Consider the following 23879-nt stretch of genomic DNA (forward strand, 5'->3'; position numbering starts at 1 on the left):
TTGTCGGTCGGCCCCGGTACCCCGGGGCGGCGCCGCTCGAGGCACCGCCCCTCAAGGCACCGCCCCTCAAGGCACCGCCCCCGGGGTGCTACCGCTTCCCCGCCTTCCGCGTGGCCCGCAGCCACTCCTTGTTCATCCCGGTGATGGACACCAGCGGAATCCCCTTCGGGCAGGCGGTCGCGCACTCCCCGGCCAGCGTGCAGCCGCCGAATCCCTCCGCGTCCATCTGCCCCACCATGTCCAGCACCCGTGTCTCCCGCTCGGGCGCCCCCTGCGGCAGCACGTTGAGATGGTTGACCTTCGCCGAGGTGAACAGCATCGCCGCCCCGTTGGGGCAGGCCGCCACGCACGCCCCGCACCCGATGCACTCCGCGTGCTCGAACGCGAAGTCGGCGTCCGGCTTCGGCACCGGTGTCGCGTGCGCCTCCGGTGCGGCACCGGTCGGCGCGGTCACGTAGCCGCCGGCCTGGATGATGCGGTCGAAGGCCGACCGGTCCACCACCAGGTCCTTGATCACCGGGAACGCGGACGCCCGCCACGGCTCGATGTCGATGGTGTCGCCGTCCTCGAAGGACCGCATGTGCAGCTGGCAGGTCGTGGTCCGCTCGGGCCCGTGCGCGTCACCGTTGATGACGAGCGAACACGCCCCGCAGATGCCCTCCCGGCAGTCGTGGTCGAAGGCGACCGGGTCCTCGCCGTTGAGGATGAGTTCCTCGTTGAGGGTGTCGAGCATCTCCAGGAACGACATGTCGGAGGAGATCCTGTCCACCTGGTACGTGGACATGGCGCCTTCGGCGTCGGCGTTCTTCTGTCGCCAGACGCGCAGGGTGAGCTTCATGCGTAGCTCCGCTGGGTGGGGTGGACGTACTCGAAGACCAGGTCTTCCTTGTGCAGGACAGGGGCGTCACCGGTACCGGTGAACTCCCAGGCGGCGGCGTAACCGAACTCGTCGTCCCTGCGGGCGGCCTCGCCGTCGGGCGTCTGGGACTCCTCGCGGAAGTGGCCGCCGCAGGACTCGGCGCGGTGCAGCGCGTCGAGGCACATGAGTTCGGCGAGCTCGAGGTAGTCGACGACCCGGTTGGCCTTCTCCAGGGACTGGTTGAACTCCTCGCCGGTGCCCGGCACCTTGATGCGGCGCCAGAACTCCTCGCGGATCTGGGGGATGCGCTCCAGGGCCTTGCGCAGTCCGCTGTCGGTGCGGGCCATCCCGCAGAACTCCCACATGAGTTCGCCGACCTCGCGGTGGAAGGAGTCGGGTGTGCGGTCGCCGTCGACGGCGAGGAGCAGGTTCAGCCGGTCCCCGGTCTCCGCCAACACCTCCTGCACGACGGGGTGTTCGGCGTCGATCTCGTCGTGGTGGGGGTGGCGCGCGAGGTAGTCGTTGATGGTGGCCGGCAGCACGAAGTAGCCGTCGGCGAGGCCCTGCATGAGGGCGGAGGCGCCGAGCCGGTTCGCGCCGTGGTCGGAGAAGTTGGCCTCCCCGATCGCGAACAGGCCCGGGACGGTGGTCTGGAGGTCGTAGTCGACCCACAGGCCGCCCATCGTGTAGTGCACGGCGGGGTAGATCCGCATGGGCACCTGGTACGGATCCTCGTCCGTGATCCGCTGGTACATGTCGAAGAGGTTGCCGTACTTGGCCTCGACCGCCTTGCGCCCCATCCGCTCGATGGCGTCGGCGAAGTCGAGGTAGACGCCCTGTCCGCCGGGCCCGACGCCCCGCCCCTCGTCGCAGACGTTCTTGGCCGCGCGGGAGGCGATGTCACGGGGCACGAGGTTGCCGAAGGACGGGTAGATGCGCTCCAGGTAGTAGTCGCGCTCGTCCTCGGGGATCCGGTTCGCCGGACGGTCGTCGCCCTTGGCCTTCGGTACCCAGATCCGGCCGTCGTTGCGCAGCGACTCGCTCATCAGCGTCAGCTTGGACTGGTGGTCACCGGTGCGCGGAATGCAGGTGGGGTGGATCTGCGTGAAGCACGGGTTGGCGAAGTAGGCGCCGCGCCGGTGCGCCCGCCAGATGGCGGTGGCGTTGGAGTTCATGGCGTTCGTCGACAGGTAGAAGACGTTGCCGTACCCGCCGCTCGCCAGGACGACGGCGTCCGCGAAGTACGTGTCGACGCGGCCGGTGACGAGATCCCGGGCCACAATCCCGCGCGCCTTGCCGTCGACGACGATCAGGTCGAGCATCTCGGTACGCGGGTGCATCTCGACGTTCCCGGCCGCGATCTGCCGGGACAGCGCCTGGTACGCGCCCAGCAGCAGTTGCTGGCCCGTCTGGCCGCGGGCGTAGAAGGTCCGGGAGACCTGGACGCCGCCGAAGGAACGGGTGTCGAGCAGGCCGCCGTACTCCCGCGCGAAGGGCACGCCCTGCGCCACGCACTGGTCGATGATCTCGACGGAGATCTGCGCGAGCCGGTGCACGTTGGACTCGCGCGCCCTGAAGTCGCCGCCCTTGACGGTGTCGTAGAACAGGCGGTGGACCGAGTCGCCGTCGTTGCGGTAGTTCTTCGCCGCGTTGATGCCGCCCTGCGCGGCGATGGAGTGGGCTCGGCGCGGGGAGTCCTGGTAGCAGAACTGGACGACGTGGTAGCCCTGTTCGGCGAGTGTGGCACCCGCCGAGCCGCCGGCGAGGCCCGTGCCCACCACGATCACCGTGTGCTTGCGCCGGTTGGCCGGGTTGACCAGCTTGGCCTCGAAGCGGCGCTTGTCCCAGCGCTCGCCGACCGGGCCCTCGGGGGCCTTGGTGTCGACGACCGGCTCGCCGGTCGGGTAGTTGGCGTAGGTACTCATGTCAGCTCACCACTCCGGTCATGACGCCCACGGGTACGGCGATGAAACCGGCCGTGAGCAGCAGCGCTAGGACGTTGGCGACGGTCTTCAGGGCGCGGTCGCGGGCGCGGCTGCCGACGCCGAGGGTCTGGGCGGCGCTCCAGAAGCCGTGCCGGACGTGCAGCCCGAGCGCGAGCATCGCGACGACGTAGATGACGTTGCCGTACCACGTGGAGAAGGTGTCCACGACGTTCTGGTACGGGTGCCCCTCCTGGAAGCCGCCGGAGTGCACGGTGCCGGTCGTCAGGTCGAGGATGTGCCAGACGATGAACAGGGCCAGGATGATCCCGCCCCAGCGCATGGTGCGCGTCGCGTAGCTCGCCCGCGGCTTCTTGTGCACGTACTTGTCGGGCCGCGCCTTGATGTCGCGGCGGCTGAGCTGGTAGGCGGAGGTGGCGTGCGCGACCACGGCGAGAACCAGCACGATCCGGACGAGCCAGAGCGTCCACTCGTAGTGCATGAACGGCTCGCCGACGGTGCGCAGCCAGTGCGCGTAGTGGTTGAACTCGCCCGCCCCGAAGAAGATCTTCAGGTTGCCGATCATGTGCACGACCAGGTAGAGCAGCATGATCAGGCCGCTGACGGCCATCACGGTCTTCTTGCCGACGGAGGAGTCCCACACGGTTCGCGCCATCGACGGCCGTCGGTCCGTCCGCGTTGCCAGAGCCATGTCACAGGACGTTACGGGCGCGCTGCCCGATCGGTCCAAGACATGGTCCGGCTTGAATCCATAGGCTGCGGCTATCGTGTGGCCATGCAGTTCCAGCAGCTCCAGTACTTCGTGGCCGTCGCCGAGACCCGGCACTTCACCCGGGCCGCGGAGCTGGTCCATGTCGCCCAGCCGTCCCTGTCGCAGCAGATCAAGGCGCTGGAGCGGGAGTTGGGCGCGGATCTGTTCCTGCGGGCGCGGGGCAACATCACGCTCACCGACGCGGGCGAGGCGCTGCTGCCGCTGGCCCGGCGGATCCTCGCCGACGCGGACACCGCCCGGCACGAGGTGCTGGAGCTGGTGCAGCTGCGCAGCGGCCGGATCCGGCTGGGCGCGACCCCGAGTCTGTGCACGGGGCTGCTGCCGGACGTGCTGCGTGCCTTCCACGACCGCTATCCGGGCATCCGGCTGCTGATCGAGGAGGGCGGCTCCCACGATCTCGTACGGGAACTCGCCCGCGGCGCCCTCGACCTGGCCCTGGTCGTCCTCCCCCTGCCGACGCCGTCCCCCGCGCTGACCACGGTGGAGCTGCTGCGTGAGGATCTCGTCGTGGTGTCGTCACCGGACGCCCCGAGGCCGGGCCGCAGCCGACGCGGCGTACGCGTCGCCGACCTGGAGGGCGAGCGCCTGGTGATGTTCCGGCACGGCTACGACCTGCGGGAGCTGACCGTGGCCGCGTGCCGCGCCGAGGGCTTCGAGCCGGACCTCGCGGTGGAGGGCGGCGAGATGGACGCCGTGCTGGGCTTCGTGCGCGCGGGTCTCGGCCTGGCCGTCGTGCCGCGCATGGTGGCGGCCCGGTCCGGGCGCGGGCTCCGGGTCACCCCCCTGGCCCGGCCCGGTCTGCACCGCACGATCGCGCTGGCGCACCGCAGCGACGTGGCGCCGCCGCGGGCCGCCAGGGAGCTTCAGCGGATGCTGCTGGAGCGGTGAGCGGTGCTCAGGCGACCTCGGGCGGCACCGGGGTGCCCTGGTGGTAGTACATCCGCCAGCCCGTCCGTTCGTCGCGCTTGCGCCACAGGGAGCTGCGGCGGGCGCGCCGGCCGTCGAAGACCGTCTCGAACGTGAGGTGCACCAGGCCGGGGGCCAGCAGGACGCCCGTGATCGCCGACGGCTCGTAGCGCGGGCCGTCCGCCGAGCTGCCGGGCTTGTCGGGCAGCTCGGCGACCGTCTCCTCGTACGTGTAGCGCCGGCCCGAGGCGCCGACCTCCACGAACTCGGGGTCGAGCAGCCGGGCGCCCTCGGCGGAGGCACGGATCGCGGGGTCCATGAGACGCAACTCGGCGGCGATCGCCTCGTTCACGTCGGCTGAGTCCTGGTTCACCCGCACATGATCGCGTGCACCCCCGGTGTCCCCGCAACCGGGTTACGGCCTCACCCGGTCGCGTCCACCAGCGCCAGCTCGTGCAGCCTCTCCGGCGGGCCCGGGCGGGCGTAGTACCAGCCCTGCGCGGTGTCGCAGCCCAGTATCCGCAGCTGCTCGGCCTGGGCGCCGGTCTCCACGCCCTCGACCGTCACCGCGAGGTTCAGGCTGTGGGCGAGCGCGACGATCCCCTCGACGATCTTGAGGTCGACGGGGTCGGCCGGGAACTGCTGCATGCTCTGGGTGAAGGAGCGGTCGAGCTTGAGGATGCTCACCGGGAGGCGGCGGAGGTTGGCGAGGTTCGAGTAGCCGGTGCCGAAGTCGTCCAGGGCGATGTCGACGCCCATCTCGGCGAGCCGCCGCAGCGGCTTCAGCAGGTCGTCGTCGGCTCCGATCAGCGCCGACTCGGTGACCTCCAGGCAGAGCGCGTCGGGCTCGACGCCCATCCGCTCCAGGATGTCCACGGTGTCCTGCACCAGGCCGGGGTGGGTGAGCTGGCAGGGCGAGAGGTTGACGTTGATGCGGAGCGGTCCGGCCTGGTCGTAGCGCTCCCGCCAGTCCCGGGCCTGGCGCACCGACTGTTCCAGGACCCAGCGGCCCAGCGGAACGATGAGGCCGGTGTGCTCGGCCAGCGGGATGAACCGGTCGGGTCCCAGGACACCGTGCTGCGGATGCAGCCAGCGCACCAGCGCCTCCGCACCGCGCACGCTGCCGTCGCCGAGGTGGACCAGCGGCTGGTACTCGATGAAGAACTCGCCCCGGTCCAGGGCGGTCGGCAGCGCCGTGGTCAGCCCGTGCCGGGTGATCGCGCGGGCGTCGGCCTCCGGGTCGGCCAGCTCGAAGCGGTTGCCGCCGGCCGACTTGGCCCGGTACATGGTGATGTCGGCGCTGCGCAGCACCTCCGCCGGGCTGCGCTCCCCTGCCGGTCCCTCGACGATGCCGATGCTGCCGCGCACGGTCAGCTCACGGCCGTCGACGCTGATGGGGGCGACCATCGCGTTCATGATGCGGGCGGCGAGGTCGTCGACCTCGCGCTCGGTGTCGGGTCCGGTGGTCAGCGCCACGAACTCGTCGCCGCCGAGCCGGGCGACCATCTCGCCGGGGGCGGTCGCGCAGGACTGCAGCCGGTCGGCGACCTCGACGAGCAGCCGGTCGCCGGCCGCGTGCCCGAGGCTGTCGTTGACGGTCTTGAAACCGTCGAGGTCGAGGTAGCACAGCCCGAAGCGCTGGCCGGCCCCGGCGCCCAGCGCCTTCTCCAGGCGTTCGAAGAAGAAGGTGCGGTTGGGCAGGCCGGTGAGCGCGTCGTGGGTGGCCTCGTAGCGCAGCCGCAGGTTGAGCAGGCGGCGCTCGGTGGTGTCCTCCATGAGGGCCAGCTGGTACTGCGGGTTGCCGTCGGCGTCCCGCAGCAGGGAGACCGTCAGGTTGGTCCACAGGACCGTTCCGTCGGGGCGGTAGAACGCCTTCTCGACGTGGTAGTGCTCGCGTTCGCCGCGGACGAGCTCGTCGTAGAGCTTCCAGACCTGGGGCGCGTCGTCGGGGTGGGTCCACTCCGGGACCCGGCGCCCGCGCATGGCCGTGTCGGTGAGCCCGAACATCCGCAGCAGCGCGCCGTTGACCTGAAGGATGTTGCCCTCCAGGTCGGCCATGCCGATGCCTATGGCGGCCCCCTCGAAGACCGCGCGGAAGCGGGCCTCGCTCGCGTGCAGGGCCTGCGCGACGATGCCCTGCGCCTGCAACGCCGCCTGGGCGATGGCCTCCTGCTCCGCCAGCGTCCGCTCACGCAGCGCCTGCGCGAACCCGGCGGCCATGGCGTGCTGGATGCGCGCGGCACGCGCCCGCAGGTCGTCCTGGACGCCGTCCTGTCCGCAGTACAGCACCAGGTAGGCGTCGACGCAGTCCAGGGTGCAGGTCAGCGCGTCCGGGTCGGTACAGTGCGCGGCCACCAGAGCCGCGCCCACCGCCTTCGCCTCGTCCGCGTCGAAGATCCTCGCCCTCAACGCCTGACTCAACCGCCTCGCGAGCGGCAGCAGTTGTTCCTCGAACTCCGGCCGGGTCGCGGACGTCGAGGTCACCGGGAACACCGCCCGGCTCCAGATCGTCGCGAACCGCCGCAGTCTGTCCTCGGTCCCGTCCGGTTCCGCGCTCACGCCGTGCGTCCCACGCCGGCGAAACCGGAGAACGCGTAAGGATCCTCGTCCTCCGGTGCGGTGTCCGGCCGCCAGTGCGGCGGCGGCACCAGTCCGGGTTCCACCATGTCGTACCCCTCGAAGAACCGCGCGATCTCCTCGCGCGAACGCATGGTCAGCGGGTTGCGGATGTCCTTGTATACGTCCACCGCGCCCTCCGCCCGCTCGGGCGGCAACGGGATTCCCTCGTACGAGGCATGCGTCAGCAGCAGCAGGCTGCCGGGCGCGAACGCCTCGCGCAGTTCGGCCACCGCTCCGTACGGGTCGTCCGCGTCTTCCACGAAGTGCAGTATGGCAACGAGAAGCAGCGCCACTGGCCGGTTCGGGTCGATCAGCCGCTGTACTTCGGGGCTCGCCAGGATCTCCTGGGGCTTGCGGAGGTCGGCCGCGACCACGCCCGTGCCCTCGGTCCCGGCGAGCACCGCCTCGCTGTGCGCCACCGCCACCGGGTCGTGGTCGACGTACACCACGCGGGCGTCGGGCCGGGCCGCCTGGGCGACCTCGTGGACGTTCTTGGTGGTCGGGATGCCGGAGCCGATGTCCAGGAACTGCGTGACGCCCTCGTCGACCGCGAAACGCACCGCGCGGCGCATGAACGCCCTGTTCGCCTGCATGACCTTGGGAAGTCCCGGCATGAACTCCATGGCCCTGCGTCCCGCTTCCCGGTCGACCTCGAAGTTGTGCGAACCGCCCAGGTAGTAGTCGTAGATACGCGAAACGCTCGGCACCGAGATGTCGATGCTTCGTGGGGCCCAGGCGGGACGCTCCATCTATCTCTCCAAGGCGTAGGCGACAGGCGTAGGCGATCCGGTGTTCGAGCAGAGGCTACTGATCGCCCGCCAATGGAGCGAGCAGAAACGGAAATTGACCGTCCGTTCCCGGTCACTGCCTGCGGCACGTGCCGCATTGATGCCCCGCCGCTTCCACCACGAAAAGTACCGGCGACACTCCGCAGCGTTTCGGCCAGAAGGCGAACCAAGCCACGAATCGTAGGGAGTTGGGGTGAACGACGACAGACCGGTCCGCCCCCTCCGTGCGGCGCGGAGGGGGCGGACCGGTTGATCGGGCACTCCTGACTAGTCCTGCTCAGGCGCTCCGACCGGCTTGCCGTCGGGGGCCACGGCGTACCACGTGCCGCCGACTCCCTGACCGTTGGTGTCGCCGGCTTCCTTGTCACCGGCGAACGTGTAGATGGGCGAGCAGTTGACCGTCATCTGCTTGACGCCGTCGGACCGGGTGAAGCTCATCAGGCCCTTCTTCTGCACGTCCTTGGTGTCGTTGGTCGCGACGGGCGCGACGGCCGGCCACTTCTCCAGGCAGGCACCGTTGCAGTTGGAGACCGGCTTGGGCCACGCCTCGTCCTTCATGAAGCGGTAGACCGTCATGCCGTTCTTGTCGACGACGATCTCGCCGAGGGTCGGGTCCTTGCGGGTGGACAGCCCGGGAAGGTCGCTGAGCTTCGCCTTCTTGCCGCTGGGGGCCAGCGCGTACCACTTGCCGCCGACACCCTGACCGGTCACGTCGCCGGCCTTGGTGTCCTTCGCGTAGCGGTACGCCGGCCAGCCGCCGATCGTCAGCTGCTTGCTGCCGTCGGCGCGGGTGACCTCGCCGAGCAGTGCCTCGTCGACACCGGCGCCGGCCTCGGCGTCGTCCGCGGGGACCGGCGGCCAGGCGGTGGCGCAGTCGCCGTCACAGTTGGTCTTCGGCGGTTCGGCCGTGTCCTGGTCGAACCGGTAGAGGGTCAGGCCCGCGCTGTCGGTCAGGACATTGCCGAGTTCCGCGTTCGTGGAGACGTTCAGCTCGCCCGCGGTCCCGTTCTGGGGCGCGGCGCTCGGACTGGCCTCCGCGCCTGCTCCGGCGCCAGTGCCGGTACCGATGCCGGTGCCACCGACGCCGTAGTCGCCCGCAGCGGCCGTCGCGCCGACGTTCTGGCTGCCTGTCGACGGTGTGCCGCCTTCCTGGCCACACGCCGTCGTCAGCGCCAGCACCGCCGCAGCGCTCGCCACGAGTGAGGCGCTCCGCCAGGAGGTCTTCATCGTCAACTCCTCATAATTTCCAAGGTGTTGCAACGCCCTGCTGCGCCGCCGCACGACCATGGATACGCAGGGGAGCAGCGGTTGTGTTCAACCGCCTCGCATTTTTCTTTCCGAAACCCGTGTCGCCGCCGTTCCCTCTTTCGGACCAATCCCCCCGTGCCCGAGCGCGCGGCGGCGCGTTAAGCCTCATGATCTCGGTCGTGCATCGACCCGAACCGACCCAATCCGCCCCGGCCATACGGGTGTTTGCCCTGGTGACACTGACCTGGATGCTCGTGGGCGCTCCGGCCGGCGTGGCCGAGGCCGACGCCTGCGCCTACGCCTCGACGGGGCCGGACGGCACCCAGGCGGTCGCGGTCGCCGGCAGCCTCACCTGGCCGACTCCCCCGCCGTGCTCGCCACCTCCGCCCCCGCCCCCGCCCCCGCCGTGCCCGACACCCACCCCGACACCCACCCCGACCACCCCGCCGCCCTCTTCTCCACAACCCACCCCGACGCCGACCCCGACGAAGCCGCGGCCCACCCCGACACCCGAGCCGACACCGCCGCCACAAACACGACCGCAGCCGGCGCCACCCCGCCCGCGACCGACCCCGCCGTCCTCGGCTCCCACCCCCACACCGACCCGCACCCCGACGAAGTCCGCCGAGCCGACCCCGCGCCCCTCCGCCTCTGCGGTGACCTATCCGCGCTACCAGGCCACCACCACCCGCCCACGACCGTCGAACGGCACCACGTCGCCGGTCACCTACGTCCTGCTCATCACCGCGCCCGCGGTGGCCGCCGTCGCCGCTCTGCGGCCCCGCTAGTGCCGACCCTGGAGGCATCCCTTGCCGGAATGGCTTGTTCTCACCCTCGCGATGCTGGCCGCCTGTGTCGTGGTGGTCCTCATCACCCTCGTCAGGCACCGCACGGCACCCCTGGACGAGGACCCCAGCGAGACACCGGACGTCATCGAGTACATGACGATGTGGATCGGTGTGGTGTACGCCATCGTCCTGGGTCTGGCCATCGCCGGCGTCTGGGAGGCGCGCAGCGCGGCACAGGACCACGTCCAGGCGGAAGCACAGGCGCTGCACGAGATCTCGGAGCGTGTCCGGGTCTATCCGGCCGATGTCCGTGACCGCATTCGGGGCGATGTCAACGCTTATGTCGGACACGTCGTCAACACCGAGTGGAAGGCGATGGCCGACACGGGCCAGGTGACCGACCGGGGCGCCGAACTGCTGGGGCAGGTCCGCGTCGACGTCACCGACTACGAGCCGAAGACCGACTTCGAGGCCCAGGCCTACCAGCCGGTCCTCGACCAGATGGCCGCCGCGGACCAGGCACGCAACGCCCGCGCGGACTCGGCCGCGCCCACCATGCCGGGCGTGGTGTGGTTCGGGCTGATCGGCGGCGGGGTCGTCACCATCGGGATGATCTTCGCGCTGCAGATCCGGCGCACCCCGCGCGAGCTGATCCTCGCCGGGCTGTTCTCCGCCCTGATCGCCTTCCTGCTCTTCCTGATCTGGGACTTCGACGCGCCCTACAGCCGCGGCGTGACGGCGTCGGCCGACCCGTTCCTGAGCCTTTTCCCGGACATCAAGGGCTGACGGCGGCCCAAGCGGCTCATCCGGACGGCCGCGGAAAGGCCCCCCGCCACAAGGTCGGCCGGAGGGACGCCCGCCACACCGCGGGCGTCCCCCGGTCGCCGGAACACGATTCCCCGAGCGGCCCACACGCTTGCCCCATTCGCGCGACTGCGATCGCGCAGACGCACGCAGGTTGATCGGCCTGGGGGCCGCGCTCATCGCGGGGTCGCTCGGGGCGGCGTACCACTTCTCCCGGCGTCGTAGCGGCGAGGACGGCGCCTGACCTCGCCGCTACGGACCGGCCTTCCGAAGGGGACGGAGGTCAGATCCGCCGCTCGGCGCGGCGGCGCATCCAGAACACTCCGCCGCCCACGACGGCTGCGGCGACCAGCCCGCCGCCGATGGCCATGTCGGTCGGCGTGGCCCCGCTGGAGCTGCTGCCGCCGAGACCGCCCTGGACACCGCCGATGACGGTGAACGCCGCCGGGTTCGTCAGGGTACGGCCGTTGCAGTTGACCGTGATGCTGTGCGAACCGGGGCGGGCGTTGTGGTTGACCGTCGCGGTGCCTCTCGACGTCTGGTTGGCGCCGCTGATCGGTGTCAGCGCCGTGCTGCGGAACGCGTCGGAGGTCATGGTGCCTCCGGAGGGGCAGCCGTCGACGGTGACGGTCAGCTGCCCGCCGCGGGCGATGACACTGGGCAGGGCGACGATGTTGCTCGGGCTGGTGGGCATGCCGTCGCGGGCGACGGCCGCGGGTGCGGCGATCCCGAGGGCGGCGACGGCGGCGCCTGCGGCCGCAAGGGCACGAGTAGTACGCATGTGATCCTCCGCGGGAGACACCCCGGGACCCGTCCCCGGTCGATCGGCGAGAAAGCGCCTCCCAGAAAGACCCTCAGACGCGTTGCGCGCGCCCGCATTTCGGCGATGGTCCGTCCTGGTGAGGCGACACGCCGAACGAAAACCCGACAGTCCGATATCACCGCAGGTCACGGACCGTCAGAAAATTCCTGGGGGCTGCAACTCGGATGGCGCACCACGGGTGGCGCGGGCCACCCGTTCGCGTCCGTGCCGTCGCCGGATTCCCTGCCGGCACTTAGCGTTCTCGTATGCGCGAATGACGGGGCGACGGCCTCGTCGAGAGGGGAAGTCGAATGTCTGCGTCCGAACTGGCCGAACTGGCCGAAGAGGAGGAGCGGCGGAAGAAGCGCGCTCCTTGGGGCGTAATAGCGCTTGTTCTGCTGACCGGCCTCGCGCTCATTCGCAACGGCTCGGGGGAATTCGACATCGGGCCCCCGCAGCCCGCGTCGGCGGCCGCGGCCGGTACCCGCCTGTCCGACGGCACCTTCGGCAAGGCGCCCCCGCCGCTGGCGTACTCCCTTCCCGACCGGGTGAGGCTCTCGACGATCCAGGTCGACGCGCCGGTCATCCCGGTGGGCCTGGACGCGGACGGCTGGGTCGGCGCGCCCCCGCCGGAGGACCCGAACCTGGCCGGCTGGTTCACCGGATCGGTGACCCCCGGCGAGAAGGGCACCGCCGTCGTCGTCGGGCACGTCGACAACAATCAGGGCCCCGCCGTGTTCTACGGACTCGGGGCCCTCAAGAAGGGAAGTCTCGCCGAGATCGTCCGCAAGGACGGAAAGACGGCGGTCTTCGAGGTCTACGGCATCGAGGTCTTCGAGAAGAACAACTTTCCCGGCGACCGCGTCTACGCCTCCAAGGGCAGTCCCGAATTGCGCGTCATCACCTGCGGGGGCGGATTCTCCCAGCAGAACGGCTACGACGGGAACGTCGTCGCTTTCGCCCGCCTGGTCGAGGTCCGCTGAGCGTTCCCGGTCCCGGCGGGCGGTGCGATCCGCTCAGGTGAACTGCCGTCGCGGGACGGTGATGTGATAGCCGGAGTCGAGCAGTCGCGGCAGATAGTCACGCAGCGCCCGGACACTCTGGGTGCGGTCGCCCCCGGCGTCGTGCGAGAGCACCACGACGCCGGGGGCGGCGCCGTTCTCCACCCGTCCGACGATGGTGCGGGTGCCCGGGGTGGTCCAGTCGAGGGTGTCGACGGTCCAGGCCAGCGGCTCCATGCCGAGTTCGGCGCCGAGCTGGAAAGCGGCCCGGTTCCAGGCTCCGTAGGGCGCGCGGAACCACAGGGGGCGCTCGCCGTACGCGTGCTCGATGACGTCGCAGGTGCGTTCCATCTCGGAGCGGATCCGCGCGCGGCTCAGGCGGGTCAGCAGCGGGTGGGACCAGGTGTGGTTGCCCACGACGTGTCCCTCGTCGGCCATGCGGGCCAGCAGGTCCTGGTGGTCGGCCGCCATCTCCCCGCACACGAAGAACATCGCGCGGACGTCGTACTCGGCCAGCGTGTCCAGGATGTCCGGGGTGTAGCGGGGGTCAGGACCGTCGTCGAAGGTCAGGACCATGAAACGGCCGCGTCCGGACACCCGCAGGAACGGCTCGCGCCGGACGAGGGGCCGGCCGGGGGCGGTACGGGGCGGACCGTAGCCGGTCAGGGGCTGGAGGCGGTAGGCGGAGGGCTGGAGCGCGCGACGGGCCTTGGGGCCGGCGGCGGGGAGGGCGCGCCGGACCGGCTCGCCGGTGACCGCGGCCAGCACACCGGCGGCGCCGGCGGCCCCGACGGCGGCAGCGCCGGTGAGCAACGCCCCGCGCCGGGTGAGCAGCCGTGTGAGCAACTGATCCTTCGTCATGACTCATGAGTCGCCCAAGGCGGACCCGACGCACCACGACAACACCGGTGCGGCGGCACGAATCCACCCGGCCGGCCCACCTCGGAGGGACGTGCCGCCACCCGCCCGGCGCAGCGAGTGGGTCAGCGGCGGCGCACCAGGGGGAACGGCAGGGTCTCCCGGATCGTCCGGCCGGTGAGGAACATGACCAGCCGGTCGACGCCGATGCCGAGACCGCCGGTGGGTGGCATGGCGTATTCGAGGGCGTCGAGGAAGTCCTCGTCCAGTTCCATCGCCTCGGGGTCTCCCCCGGCGGCCAGCAGGGACTGGGCGGTGAGGCGGCGGCGCTGTTCGACGGGGTCGGTGAGCTCGGAGTAGGCGGTGCCCAGTTCGGTGCCGAAGGCGACGAGGTCCCAGCGTTCGGCGAGCCGCGGGTCGGTGCGGTGCTGGCGGGTGAGCGGGGAGACGTCGGTCGGGAAGTCCTTGTAGAAGGTCGGCAGCTGGGTCCGCTCCTCCACCAGCCGCTCGTACATCTCCAGGACGACGTCCCCGCGGCCGTCGTCGTCGGTGTACGGCACGTCCGCGCGATCGCACAGCCGGTGCAGCGCGGGCAGTTCCGTGTCGGCGTCGACCGTCTCCCCGAGGGCCTCGGAGATCGCCCCGTAGACCGTCTTGACCGGCCACGGCCCGGAGATGTCGTACTCCTCGCCGTCCTTGCGGGCGACGGGCGAGCCGAAGGCGGCGCTCGCGGCGCCCTGGATGAGCTCGCGGGTCAGGTCGAGCATCACGTCGTAGTCGGCGTACGCCTGGTAGGCCTCCAGCATCGTGAACTCGGGGTTGTGTTTGTAGGAGACGCCCTCGTTGCGGAAGGTACGGCCCATTTCGAAGACCTTCTCCAGGCCGCCGACGCACAGCCGCTTGAGGTACAGCTCGGGGGCGATACGCAGGTAGAGGTCGAGGTCGTAGGCGTTGATGTGGGTGGTGAAGGGGCGGGCGTTGGCGCCGCCGTGGATCTGCTGGAGCATCGGCGTCTCGACCTCCAGGTAGCCGCGCTCCAGCAGGCCCTGGCGCAGGGCCTGTACGGCGGTGGAGCGGGCGCGCACCACCTCGCGGGCGTCCAGGCCGGCGACCAGGTCGAGGTAGCGCATCCGGACCTTTGCCTCGGGGTCGGTCAGGCCGCGGTGTTTGTCGGGCAGCGGGCGCAGGCATTTGGCGAGGAGCTGCCAGGAGGTGACGAAGACCGTGGGCTCGCCCCGGTCGCTGGTGCCCGCGGTGCCGGTCGCCGTGATGTGGTCGCCGATGTCGGTGTCGGCGGTGAAGCGGTCCAGTGCGGGGCCGGAGTCCTCGCGGGTGAGGGCCAGTTGGTGGTCACCGGACCAGTCGCGCAGGGTGACGAAGACGATGCCGCCGAAGTCGCGCACGAGCATGATCCGGCCCGCGACGGTGACCGGCTCACCCCGGCGGACGTCGGCGAGGGCGTGTGTGCGGGCCGTGACGCCCACCGGGTAGGGGTCGGTGCCGTCGGCGCGCAGCCGGTCGAGGGTGCGGTGCCGGATGCGGACCTGTTCGGGCAGGTCCGCATCCGGCTCGCCGGCCCCGGCCTCGTCCCCTCCGTCGAGGCCGAGTGCCGAGAGCGACGGCAGGCCTTGAGTGGTGGCCGGCCGGTGCCCGCCCTTCGGGTGCCCTTTTCCCCAGAGTTTGCGCAACGACGGTACGGAGACGAATCCTTCGGCGATGCCGGAGGCGAGGCCGACGCGGGCTAGGGCACCCGTCTCGCCGTAGCAGATGAAGCGCGGGTACCAGACGGGGCGGTACTTGGCGTTGGAGCGGTAGAGGGCTTCCAGCTGCCACCACCTGGAGAAGAAGAGGAGCAGCCGCCGCCAGAGTCTGAGCACCGGTCCGGCGCCGATGCGGGCGCCCTCCTCGAAGACCGAGCGGAAGACGGCGAAGTTGAGGGAGATTCGGCGGACGCCCAGTTTGGGGGCCGCGGCGCACAGTTCGGCGACCATGAACTCCATGACGCCGTTGGGGGCGCCGCCGTCACGGCGCATCAGGTCGAGGGAGATGCCGTCCCGGCCCCAGGGCACCAGGGAGAGCAGGGCGAGCAGGTGGCCGTCCGGGGCGAGGGCCTCCACGAGGAGACAGTCGCCGTCGGCGGGGTCGCCGAGGCGGTCGAGGGCCATGGAGAAGCCGCGTTCGGTCTCGGTGTCCCGCCAGGCGTCGGCCTTGTCGATCACCTCCTCCATCTCCTCGTCGGTGAGGGCCGAGTGCCGGCGGACCCGGCAGGTGGCGCCGGTGCGGCGGACCCGGTGCACGGCCTGCCGGGTCACTCGCATGTCACGGCCGTTCAGATCGAAGTCGGACACGTGCAGGACGGCCTCGTCCCCGAGCTGGAGGGCGCCGAGTCCGGCGCGGGCGAAGGCCTTGGCGCCGTCCTCGGAGGCGCCCATCGCGGCGGGGGCCCAGGCGTGCCGGCGGGCGACGTCCAGCCAGGCGTCGATGGCGTGCCGCCAGGCTTCCCGGTCGCCCACCGGGTCGCCGCTGGCGAGGCACACTCCGGCCTCGACGCGGTAGGTGACGGCGGCCTTGCCGCTGGGCGAGAAGACCACGGCCTTGTCGCGGCGGGTGGCGAAGTAGCCGAGGGAGTCCTGGTCGCCGTACCGGCCGAGCAGGGCGCGGATGCGGGCCTCCTCGTCGCCGTGCAGGGCCGCTTCGAGACGCTGGGAGCGGAACAGGGTGGCGGCGGCGTTCAGCAGGGCGAGCGCGCCGAACAGGCCGAGCAGGAAGAACAGGGGGCGGGGCGGGCGGCCGTCGTAGGAGCCGCTGGACGCCAGGCCGCCGCAGACCCGGTCCGCGGCCCACGCCAGGCGCCGGCCGCGCGGCAGTGTGCCCGGGAAGAGCTCGACGAGCCCCCATCCGGCCAGGATCCCCACCGCCAGCCCGGCGAACAGGACGACCAGCGCCCGGCGTACGGCGGCCCGGCGTGAGGCGGCGTAGAACTCCCGGCGGGCCACGATCAGCAGGGCGAGCGCGAGGGCGCACACGACGAGGGACGGGATCGAGTCACCGTACAGGCCCACGGCGATGCCGAGGGCGTCGGCCAGGACCAGCAGGCCGAGATAGACGACCACCAGCCACCAGGCGATCTTCTTACGGGCGGCGGTCGCGGCGGCCAGCAGGAACAGGAAGACGGCGTAGGCGAGGTTGGCGCTGAGGGGGACGAGCAGCTGGTCCAGGAACCGGACGACCGGGCGCAGCGCGGTGCGCAGGGGCGGGATGAGGGCGAGGAGCACACAGAGCAGGGCGAGGGCTCCGAAGAAGGCCGCGAAGGCCTCCGGCACCCTGCCGAGGAATCCGGTCCCGGGCGGCCGTGTCGGGCCCGTGGTGTCCTTGGCCGGCGTGGCCTCCACGGTGGCACTCATGTTCCGACTGTAGGAACAGCCCGGCCGCGCCGCCCGTCGAGACGTCCCGGGGCGGCTGCGGGACCTGCGGGTTCCGATAGCCTCGCAGCCGTGACGGAACAGCAGCACTCGCCCGCGCACCGGTTCGAGCGGGGCACGGACGGACCCAAGGTCATCGTGGTCGGTGTGGACGGCTCGGACTCCTCGCTCCGCGCGGCGGCATATGCCGGTGGCCTCGCCCGGCGCCAACACGCGTTGCTCGCCGTGGTGTACGTGCAGCCGGTGCTCGCGGCGGGCGCCGCCCTCGGGGCGCCGGTCACCGACACGACCGACGCCATCGCCGAGGACCTCGTGGCGCAGATCCGGGAGGCCACCGAGCGGACCAAGGGGATATTCGACGTGCGCTGGGAGTTCCACACCTTCCGCGGCGACCCCTACAACGGCCTGGTGAAGGCGGCGGACGACCTCAAGGCGGACGCGGTCGTCGTGGGCGCCTCCGAACAGGCCGGCCACCGCATCATCGGCTCGGTCGCGATCCGGCTGGTGAAGGCGGGGCGGTGGCCGGTGACGGTGGTTCCGTAGGGGGCGGCGTACGGAGATGCCGAGGACCTTCGACCACGCGGACGTGGACTGACCCGGCCGCGCAGGGGGCGGCGGCCCGGCTACTTCCCCATCACGAGCCCGTCCGCGGCCGCGCCCCGGCTCAGCACCACGTCCCGGATCCGGTCGCGCACCCCGCGCACCTCCGCCCCCTGGGCGAGCGCCCGGTTCAGGTCGACCACCCGGCCGGCGTCCACGTCGAACAGCTGCGGCACGAACTCGGCCTTCGTGACCCGCCAGCGCTCACCCGGCCGGGCGGGCGGGGCGAAGGTGAAGCGGCCGAGGGTGGACTGGTTGCCGCGCGGGTCCTGGACGCCGTCGTGGTTGGACATCGCGCCGGCGATCTGGTCGCCCATCCCGTAGATCACCCAGGTTCCGTTGACCTTCTCGTACGCCTGCGGGACATGCGCGTGGGTGCCGAGGACCAGGTCGACGTCCGGTCGGCCCCCGGTTCTGGCGGCGGTGAGGGCGCGGGCCAGGGCGAGTTGGTTCTCGTCGGGCTCGTCCTGCCACTCGGTGCCCCAGTGCACGGACACGACGACGACGTCGGCGCCCGCCGCACGGGCCGCCCGGGCGTCCGCGATCATCTTGTTCTCGTCGATCAGACCGACGGCCCAGGGTTGTCCCTGCGGCAGCGGGAAGCCGTTGGTGTCGTACGTGTACGCGAGGTGCGCGACCTTCGCCGGACCGGCCCGCAGGAGGGTGGGCGTACTCGCCTCGCTCTCGGTGCGCGCCGAGCCCGCGTGCCGTACGCCCGCCCGGTCGAGGGCGTCCAGGGTGCGGCTGATCCCCTCGGCGCCGTCGTCGAGGCTGTGGTTGGAGGCGGTGGAGCAGCTGTCGTAGCCGGTGGCGGCGAGGCCCGCGGCCACTTCGGGCGGGGACTTGAAGGTGGGGTAGCCCGTGTAGACGCCGTTCGCGCCGTAGACGGTCTCCATGTGACACAGCGCCAGATCGGCGCGGGAGACGACCGGTTCGACGCCGGCGAGCATGGGCCGGAAGTCGTACCCGGTGCCGCCGGCGTCGAAGCGGGCCCGGTCGATGATGGAGCTGTGCGGGAGGACGTCGCCGGAGGCGACGAGTGTGAAGCCGCGGGGTCCCGCGGCGGACGGGGCCGGGTGTCCGGACCCGGTGGGCGGGCCGTGGTCCTTGGCCTGGCAGGCGGCACCCGCCGCGAGGAGGGCCGTGAGGGCCAGGGCAACCTGCCGTCTGCGTGCAATCATCCGCTCACCCCACTGTGATCATATTTACTCACAAATAGGTACGATGCGGAGCACACCCCCAAACAACCCGAAGGCCCTCTTTAACCCGTCCGGTGCGCGCGAACGGCGGGATGCGGACCGTTCGTCGAACCGTTCGTCGACGCGATCGACCGTCCGCCGCAGAGCCGTGCGCCCGCACTGTCCAGAAACGGTCCCCTGTTGTGCCATACGGCCATGACGGCCGGAACCACTCTCACGAACGGGACGACCGCCGAGCACGAGCTCGCCGCACTGCAGCGGGAGCACGGCCGGCCCCTCTTCGCGCTCCTGCTCCGGCTCTGCGACGGCGACCGGCAACGCGCCGAGGACCTCGTCCAGGAGACCCTCGTCCGCGCCTGGCAGCATCCCGAGGCCCTGCGCGCCGACGACTTCGAGTCCGTACGGCCGTGGCTGCTGACCGTGGGCCGGCGGCTCGCCATCGACGCGCGGCGGGCCCGCCAGGCGCGCCCCGCGGAGGTCGGCGACGCCGTCCTGGAGAACGCCCGGGTGTGCGGCGACCACGCCGAGCGGGCGGCCGCCGCCCTCGACGTGCGCGAGGCTGTGAAGACACTCACTCCCGAGCACCGTGAAGTCCTGGTGCTGGTGTACTTCCAGGGGGCGAGTGTGGCGGAGTCCGCCGAGATCCTCGGGATCCCGCCCGGTACCGTGAAGTCCCGCGCTTACTACGCGCTGCGCGCCCTTCGCCGGGTGCTTCCCGGATACGCGGCCGACCTGCGGTGAAACCCATGGCCGAGTCAAACCTCCGTAAAGCGCCTTGCCGCTGACCCCGGTTGAGTAATCCGCTGTCCTCATCCGTGTTCCGCACTGGGGCCCGGCATCGGGCAGCGCGCACGCACCGGAGGAAGGCAGGAAGGGATGCTGCACAGAGGTCACGAGAGCACGGACGGCGCCGGTGGCGGCGAACTCACCGTCCCCATGGCCTGGTTGTACGCCGAGTACATCGCCGACGAACTGCTGCGGTCGGGGGATCTGATGCCGCCGACGTCCTTCGAGTTCCGCGCGGGACGGGACGCCCTGGCACTGACCATCTTCCTGTCCGACACCGACGGCGAGCTCTCCGGCATCCAGGTGGTCTCCCAGTTGGAGAACTGGCTGTCGCTGACGGCGTACGACCAGCCGTGGCAGGACTGGGTGGACGAACGGATGACCGCGCTCGCCGCGGACTGCGTCGACGACGGCGGCCCCTCACCCGACCTGGACCTGGCCCGGGCGGCCTGGCGCTGGCTGGAGGAGACCGAGCTGCTCGCGCCCGATCTGAACGCCGTACCGGGCGGTGGTCCGGTGGTCGGCGAGGACGACGGACCCAAGGTATGGACGCCGGCCTGGCAGCTCGGGTTGCCCCTGGGACACCTGGCCATCCACCTTTTTTAGCCTCGTTTCGATCCGGACCAATCCGGGGGCCCGGCCGCTCCGAACTCCTTGGTTACGATTCTGTATGGGCCTTGAGTGATTCGGCTGCCGGGTGCGTACCGGTGGGAGCAAGGAGTAACCCCACCCGCACCCAAAGGTACGAGGATTCGGCATGAGGTCCCTGGAAAGGCATCGCGACGTCGGCGCGTACGCGCTCGGCGTGCTGGACGAGGCGGACGCCTTCCGCTTCGAGGACCACCTCATGGAGTGCCCCCGCTGTGCGGCACACGTGACCGAATTCGGGCCCGCGACCCGGCAGTTGATGCTGTACCGGCGGGCCACGCCCCGGGTGGTGAGCCCGCTGACCCAGCCCGGTCCCCGGCTGCTGGACCGGTTGGTCTCCGAGGTCGCCGCACGACACCGGGCGCGGCGCAGGAGGCTGTGGTTCGCCCTGGCCGCCTCGGTGGTGCTCGCCGTGGCGGGGCCCGGCGTCGTGCTCCTCGCGGGCGACGCCGACAGCGCCGTACGGGTCACCGCCACCGACGAGCGCTCGGGTGTGTGGGCCGAGGTCACGACCGAGGACGAGGTCTGGGGCAGCCAGGTGCAGCTCAAGGTCAAGGACGGTGCGGGTCCCCGCGCCTGCCTCCTCGTCGCCGTCGGCCACGACGGCTCCGAACAGACGGTCACCAACTGGAACGTGCCCGACCACGACGCCCGCCCCAACACCATGCGCGGCGGCACGACCATGCACCCCGACCAGATCGCCCGCTACGAGCTCCGCACGACCGGCGGCGAACACCTGGCGACGCTGGAGTCCGACTAGCTCACTTCAGGAGCCGTGACAGGCGGCGGTCCGCCAGGGGTTTGCCGCCGGTCTGGCAGGTGGGGCAGTACTGGAGCGAGGAGTCGCTGAAGGAGACCTCGCGGATGGTGTCACCGCAGACGGGGCACGGTTGGCCGGTGCGGCCGTGGACGCGCAGGCCGCTCTTCTTCTCGGCCTTGAGACGGCCCGCCGCGACACCGCGGGAACGCTCGATCGCCTCGAAGAGAGTCGTCCGGAGAGCCTCGTGCAGCGCTCTCGTCTCCTCCGGGGTGAGGGAGGAGGTCGGTTTGAAGGGGGACATCTTCGCGGCGTGCAGGATCTCGTCGCTGTAGGCGTTGCCGACGCCCGCGATGAGGCTCTGGTCGCGCAGGGCGCCCTTGATCTGACGCCGCTCCCCCTTCAGCAGGGCGGCCAGGCGGGACGCGTCGAAGTCGTCGGCGAGCGGGTCCGGGCCGAGGCGGGCCACACCCGGCACCTCCTGGGGGTCCTGGACCACGTACACCGCCAGGCGTTTCTGCGTGCCCGCCTCCGTCAGGTCGAAGCCGGCGCCCGTCTCCAGGGCCACGCGCAGCGCGAGGGGGCCCTTGCCGGGCCGGGGCGGGCCGTCGGGTAGCCGGTCCTTCCAGTGCAGCCAGCCGGCACGGGCCAGGTGGGTCACCAGGTGCGGGCCGCCGTCCGTCTGGAGGTCGAGGAACTTGCCGTGCCGGTGCACGGCGCTGACCTGGTGGCCCTCCAGAGCGGTGAGCGGAGGGTCGTAGGTCTTCAGGACGCTGATCGCGACGGGCAGCACCCGTACGATCTCGAGGCCGACGAGGTTGTCGGTCAGGAAGTCCTTGAGCGCTTCGACCTCGGGAAGTTCCGGCATACGTCCAGAGTGCCACCGCATGCCCGGCGGCTCAGGTCAGCCCCGGTCGGGCACCACGAACTCGCACCACACGCACTTGCCGCCGCCCCGCGCCTCGACGCCCCACACGTCGGCGAGCAGGTCGACGAGGAGCAGGCCCCGGCCGGAGACGCCCGACTCACCGGCCTCACGGCGGCGCGGGAGGGCGCTGGAGGAGTCCTCGACCTCGACCCGCAGCCGGCGGTCACTGCCGCTGAGGACCCGCAGGGTGACGATCGCCGAGCCCTCGGTGTGCATCAGGGCGTTGGTGATCAGTTCGTCGGCGGCGAGTTCGATCTCGTCGGAGAGGTGACGGTCGCCCCACGCGCCGACGGCGGCGCGGATCATGTGCCGGGCCTCGGCGAGTGCCTCGGGGTCGCCGGGTGCCACGTGCTGCTGGAGCCGTCCCACGGGCCGCGGGGTGTCGCCGCCGCGGCGGCGCAGCAGGAGCAGGGCGACGTCGTCGTCGCCACCGCGGTTCTCGGCCACGTCGATGAGGCAGTCGGCGAGATCGCGGACGTCGTCCGGTCCGGCGGCGATGAGCGCCGCGAGGGTACGCATGCCGTCGTCGAGGTCGGCGCCGGGCTGCTCGACCAGGCCGTCGGTGCACAGCAGCAGGGCGTGACCGGGGTCCAGTTCCAGGGTGGCGACGGGGTATTCGAGGCAGCCGAACTCGGCCGACAGTCCCAGCGGCATGCCGCCGTCGACGGGAACGCGGCGGCAGCTGCCGTCGGGGCGGCGGACGAGCGGGTCGATGTGCCCGGCCCGGACCACCTGGACCACGCCGGTGGTCAGGTCGGCCTCCGCGTACAGGCAGGTCGCGAAGCGTTCGGTGTCGAGTTCGTGGAGGAAGACGGAGGCACGGGCCATCACCGTGGCCGGGGGGTGGCCCTCGGCGGCGTAGGCCTTGAGGACGATGCGCAGCTGGCCCATGACGGCGGCGGCGTGGGTGTCGTGCCCCTGGACGTCGCCGATGACGGCGCCGACGCGTCCGCCCGGCAGCGGGATCAGGTCGTACCAGTCGCCGCCGATGTCCCGGCCGAGCGAGGCGGAACGGTAGCGGACGGCCACGTCGGCGCCGGGGACGCTGGGGATGGTGCGCGGCAGCATGGCCTGCTGGAGGCCGGTGGCGAGGTCCTTGTCCTGCTCGTAGAGCATGGCCCGCATGAGACTCTGCGCGATGCTGCTGCCGAGGGCGATCAGGACGTTGCGGTCCTCGGGTGAGAAGCCGCGCCGGTCGCTGTAGAGCAGGCCCATGGCGCCGATCGGGCGGGCCTCGGCGATGAGCGGGAGGTAGGCGGCCGAAGTGATGTCGAGGCCGGTGATGTGCGGCCACAGGATCGGGTAGCGGGCCGCGAACTCCTCCGGCGACTCGATGAAGCGGGGGCTGAGGGTGCGGACGGCCTCGCTCATCGGATAGGGCTCGTCGATCCGGGTGATGTCGGTGCCGGGCACGAAGCTGCCCTCGGGGCCCTCGGCGATCAGCCGGATGCGGCCGGCCTCGACCAGTCCGAAGACCAGGCTGGTGGCGCCGAGGTGGGTGAGGCCGTGGGTGTCCTTGAGGATGTCGATGACGTCCTGGACGGTACGGGCGTGGGCGAGGGCGGCCGTGGTGAGCTGCACGACGTTGGTCTGCCGGCGCCGGGCCTCGTCCTGGGCTGCCTGCTCCCGGCGGTCCTCGAGCTCGCCGACCTCGTCGGTGGCGTCGCGGACGATGCCGATGATGCGGCGCGGGCGGCCGGTCTCGTCGCGCCGGATGTAGCCCTGGGTGTGGGTCCAGCGCAGGGTCCCGTCGCGGCAGCGGATACGGAAGTAGGTGCCGTAGTTCTCGCTGCCGTCCTTGATGGCCTGCGCCACCAGGGCGTCGAGCCGATGCCCTTCGGCGCGCGGGATCCGCACGACCAGGGTCTCGGGGTGGTCGTCGAACTCGTCGGGGCGCAGGTCGAACACCTCGTGGGCCTGGGCGTCCATGTGGAACAGGCCGTTGTCCAGGTCCCAGTCGAAGCTGCCCATGCGGTTGAGCGCCAGGATCGGATCCGGGTGGGCGGGCCAGTCGTCCGGGAGTGCCAGGGCGCTCGCTCCCCGATCAACCATGGGGCCACCTTGCCAGGATTTGCCCGATTCTTCGACCGGGGGGAGGCGTGCGGGACATGGGGCGAGGGGTCGGTGCGGTCGGCTGCCGGCGGGATGCCG

General features: G+C 71.4%; 21 protein-coding genes. 8 read left to right on the plus strand and 13 right to left on the minus strand.

The window, feature by feature from the left end; all coding sequences use genetic code 11:
* Positions 1-88 precede the first annotated feature (88 nt).
* From AQJ84_RS22540 to AQJ84_RS22550, 3 genes are read right to left on the minus strand one after another with little or no spacing between them, the layout of a single operon-like run.
* Positions 89-838 (minus strand): succinate dehydrogenase/fumarate reductase iron-sulfur subunit, encoded by a 750-nt coding sequence (locus tag AQJ84_RS22540; protein ID WP_030044677.1) that lies wholly within the window; start codon positions 836-838, stop codon positions 89-91.
* Positions 835-2784, minus strand: coding sequence for a fumarate reductase/succinate dehydrogenase flavoprotein subunit (locus tag AQJ84_RS22545; protein ID WP_030044678.1), 1950 nt, complete (start codon positions 2782-2784; stop codon positions 835-837). Before AQJ84_RS22545 ends, AQJ84_RS22540 begins: the two co-directional genes overlap by 4 nt.
* Before the next feature lies 1 nt (position 2785).
* Positions 2786-3457 (minus strand): succinate dehydrogenase, encoded by a 672-nt coding sequence (locus AQJ84_RS22550; RefSeq protein WP_030044679.1) that lies wholly within the window; start codon positions 3455-3457, stop codon positions 2786-2788.
* A 120-nt stretch (positions 3458-3577) separates the two neighbouring features.
* Here AQJ84_RS22550 and AQJ84_RS22555 point away from each other — a divergent pair, with 120 nt between their 5' ends.
* Positions 3578-4462 (plus strand): LysR family transcriptional regulator, encoded by an 885-nt coding sequence (locus AQJ84_RS22555; protein WP_030044680.1) that lies wholly within the window; start codon positions 3578-3580, stop codon positions 4460-4462.
* A gap of 7 nt (positions 4463-4469) precedes the next feature.
* Here the strand turns inward: AQJ84_RS22555 and AQJ84_RS22560 are convergent, their stop codons facing one another.
* The 4 genes from AQJ84_RS22560 to AQJ84_RS22575 form a co-directional block, all read right to left on the minus strand.
* The gene (locus tag AQJ84_RS22560) at positions 4470-4799 is read right to left on the minus strand and encodes a nuclear transport factor 2 family protein (RefSeq protein ID WP_051870251.1); all 330 of its coding nucleotides are present in this window, start codon (positions 4797-4799) and stop codon (positions 4470-4472) included.
* 104 nt (positions 4800-4903) lie between these two features.
* Positions 4904-7039, minus strand: coding sequence for a putative bifunctional diguanylate cyclase/phosphodiesterase (locus AQJ84_RS22565; protein WP_053191760.1), 2136 nt, complete (start codon positions 7037-7039; stop codon positions 4904-4906).
* Positions 7036-7848 (minus strand): SAM-dependent methyltransferase, encoded by an 813-nt coding sequence (locus AQJ84_RS22570; protein WP_030044684.1) that lies wholly within the window; start codon positions 7846-7848, stop codon positions 7036-7038. Before AQJ84_RS22570 ends, AQJ84_RS22565 begins: the two co-directional genes overlap by 4 nt.
* 306 nt (positions 7849-8154) lie before the next feature.
* The gene (locus AQJ84_RS22575) at positions 8155-9114 is read right to left on the minus strand and encodes an SCO0930 family lipoprotein (RefSeq protein ID WP_030044685.1); all 960 of its coding nucleotides are present in this window, start codon (positions 9112-9114) and stop codon (positions 8155-8157) included.
* Between the two features lie 677 nt (positions 9115-9791).
* Between AQJ84_RS22575 and AQJ84_RS44760 the strand changes: the two genes are divergently transcribed.
* Positions 9792-9923: a hypothetical protein gene (locus AQJ84_RS44760; RefSeq protein WP_263972038.1), complete on the plus strand. Its 132-nt coding sequence runs from the start codon at positions 9792-9794 to the stop codon at positions 9921-9923.
* Positions 9924-9944: 21 nt separating this feature from the next.
* A complete protein-coding gene (locus tag AQJ84_RS22585; protein WP_078632042.1) occupies positions 9945-10709 on the plus strand; it encodes a bestrophin-like domain in 765 nt (254 codons plus the stop codon).
* A gap of 301 nt (positions 10710-11010) precedes the next feature.
* Here AQJ84_RS22585 and AQJ84_RS22590 read toward each other — a convergent pair whose 3' ends face one another.
* Entirely contained in the window at positions 11011-11508 is a 498-nt protein-coding gene (locus AQJ84_RS22590; protein WP_053190334.1) for a hypothetical protein, read from the minus strand.
* A 332-nt stretch (positions 11509-11840) separates the two neighbouring features.
* On the opposite strand from AQJ84_RS22590, the gene AQJ84_RS22595 reads away from it, so the two are divergent.
* Positions 11841-12512 (plus strand): class F sortase, encoded by a 672-nt coding sequence (locus tag AQJ84_RS22595; protein WP_053190335.1) that lies wholly within the window; start codon positions 11841-11843, stop codon positions 12510-12512.
* Positions 12513-12545: 33 nt separating this feature from the next.
* On the opposite strand, the gene AQJ84_RS22600 is transcribed toward AQJ84_RS22595, so the two are convergent.
* Entirely contained in the window at positions 12546-13391 is an 846-nt protein-coding gene (locus AQJ84_RS22600) for a polysaccharide deacetylase family protein (protein ID WP_030041773.1), read from the minus strand.
* Between the two features lie 122 nt (positions 13392-13513).
* The gene (lysX, locus tag AQJ84_RS22605; RefSeq protein WP_053190336.1) at positions 13514-16792 is read right to left on the minus strand and encodes a bifunctional lysylphosphatidylglycerol synthetase/lysine--tRNA ligase LysX; all 3279 of its coding nucleotides are present in this window, start codon (positions 16790-16792) and stop codon (positions 13514-13516) included.
* 90 nt (positions 16793-16882) lie between these two features.
* Between lysX and AQJ84_RS22610 the strand changes: the two genes are divergently transcribed.
* The gene (locus AQJ84_RS22610; protein ID WP_030041770.1) at positions 16883-17353 is read left to right on the plus strand and encodes a universal stress protein; all 471 of its coding nucleotides are present in this window, start codon (positions 16883-16885) and stop codon (positions 17351-17353) included.
* Between the two features lie 80 nt (positions 17354-17433).
* On the opposite strand, the gene AQJ84_RS22615 is transcribed toward AQJ84_RS22610, so the two are convergent.
* Positions 17434-18591 (minus strand): CapA family protein, encoded by a 1158-nt coding sequence (locus tag AQJ84_RS22615; protein WP_053190337.1) that lies wholly within the window; start codon positions 18589-18591, stop codon positions 17434-17436.
* Between the two features lie 213 nt (positions 18592-18804).
* Here AQJ84_RS22615 and AQJ84_RS22620 point away from each other — a divergent pair, with 213 nt between their 5' ends.
* From AQJ84_RS22620 to AQJ84_RS22630, 3 genes are all read left to right on the plus strand, one after another.
* Positions 18805-19350, plus strand: coding sequence for a sigma-70 family RNA polymerase sigma factor (locus AQJ84_RS22620; RefSeq protein ID WP_030041767.1), 546 nt, complete (start codon positions 18805-18807; stop codon positions 19348-19350).
* A 135-nt stretch (positions 19351-19485) separates the two neighbouring features.
* Complete coding sequence (locus tag AQJ84_RS22625; RefSeq protein ID WP_030041766.1) at positions 19486-20001, plus strand: hypothetical protein; 516 nt, start codon at positions 19486-19488, stop codon at positions 19999-20001.
* A gap of 151 nt (positions 20002-20152) precedes the next feature.
* The gene (locus AQJ84_RS22630; protein WP_053190338.1) at positions 20153-20803 is read left to right on the plus strand and encodes a zf-HC2 domain-containing protein; all 651 of its coding nucleotides are present in this window, start codon (positions 20153-20155) and stop codon (positions 20801-20803) included.
* Position 20804: 1 nt separating this feature from the next.
* On the opposite strand, the gene AQJ84_RS22635 is transcribed toward AQJ84_RS22630, so the two are convergent.
* Together AQJ84_RS22635 and AQJ84_RS22640 are read right to left on the minus strand one after the other, a co-directional pair.
* The gene (locus AQJ84_RS22635) at positions 20805-21668 is read right to left on the minus strand and encodes an Fpg/Nei family DNA glycosylase (RefSeq protein ID WP_053190339.1); all 864 of its coding nucleotides are present in this window, start codon (positions 21666-21668) and stop codon (positions 20805-20807) included.
* Between the two features lie 36 nt (positions 21669-21704).
* Complete coding sequence (locus tag AQJ84_RS22640; RefSeq protein ID WP_053190340.1) at positions 21705-23780, minus strand: SpoIIE family protein phosphatase; 2076 nt, start codon at positions 23778-23780, stop codon at positions 21705-21707.
* Positions 23781-23879: the final 99 nt, after the last annotated feature.

Source organism: Streptomyces resistomycificus (assembly GCF_001514265.1).
GTDB classification, from domain to species: Bacteria; Actinomycetota; Actinomycetes; order Streptomycetales; family Streptomycetaceae; genus Streptomyces; species Streptomyces resistomycificus.

Coding starts and splice junctions, on each gene's coding strand:
- AQJ84_RS22550 (WP_030044679.1), bottom strand. CDS start 3,457: ATGGCGCGAACCGTGTGGGACTCCTCCGTCGGCAAGAAGACCGTGATG.
- AQJ84_RS22540 (WP_030044677.1), bottom strand. CDS start 838: ATGAAGCTCACCCTGCGCGTCTGGCGACAGAAGAACGCCGACGCCGAA.
- lysX (WP_053190336.1), bottom strand. CDS start 16,792: ATGAGTGCCACCGTGGAGGCCACGCCGGCCAAGGACACCACGGGCCCG.
- AQJ84_RS22560 (WP_051870251.1), bottom strand. CDS start 4,799: ATGGACCCCGCGATCCGTGCCTCCGCCGAGGGCGCCCGGCTGCTCGAC.
- AQJ84_RS22630 (WP_053190338.1), top strand. CDS start 20,153: ATGAGGTCCCTGGAAAGGCATCGCGACGTCGGCGCGTACGCGCTCGGC.
- AQJ84_RS22590 (WP_053190334.1), bottom strand. CDS start 11,508: ATGCGTACTACTCGTGCCCTTGCGGCCGCAGGCGCCGCCGTCGCCGCC.
- AQJ84_RS22625 (WP_030041766.1), top strand. CDS start 19,486: ATGCTGCACAGAGGTCACGAGAGCACGGACGGCGCCGGTGGCGGCGAA.
- AQJ84_RS22555 (WP_030044680.1), top strand. CDS start 3,578: ATGCAGTTCCAGCAGCTCCAGTACTTCGTGGCCGTCGCCGAGACCCGG.
- AQJ84_RS22600 (WP_030041773.1), bottom strand. CDS start 13,391: ATGACGAAGGATCAGTTGCTCACACGGCTGCTCACCCGGCGCGGGGCG.
- AQJ84_RS22595 (WP_053190335.1), top strand. CDS start 11,841: ATGTCTGCGTCCGAACTGGCCGAACTGGCCGAAGAGGAGGAGCGGCGG.
- AQJ84_RS22570 (WP_030044684.1), bottom strand. CDS start 7,848: ATGGAGCGTCCCGCCTGGGCCCCACGAAGCATCGACATCTCGGTGCCG.
- AQJ84_RS22635 (WP_053190339.1), bottom strand. CDS start 21,668: ATGCCGGAACTTCCCGAGGTCGAAGCGCTCAAGGACTTCCTGACCGAC.
- AQJ84_RS22545 (WP_030044678.1), bottom strand. CDS start 2,784: ATGAGTACCTACGCCAACTACCCGACCGGCGAGCCGGTCGTCGACACC.
- AQJ84_RS22615 (WP_053190337.1), bottom strand. CDS start 18,591: ATGATTGCACGCAGACGGCAGGTTGCCCTGGCCCTCACGGCCCTCCTC.
- AQJ84_RS22620 (WP_030041767.1), top strand. CDS start 18,805: ATGACGGCCGGAACCACTCTCACGAACGGGACGACCGCCGAGCACGAG.
- AQJ84_RS22640 (WP_053190340.1), bottom strand. CDS start 23,780: ATGGTTGATCGGGGAGCGAGCGCCCTGGCACTCCCGGACGACTGGCCC.
- AQJ84_RS22575 (WP_030044685.1), bottom strand. CDS start 9,114: ATGAAGACCTCCTGGCGGAGCGCCTCACTCGTGGCGAGCGCTGCGGCG.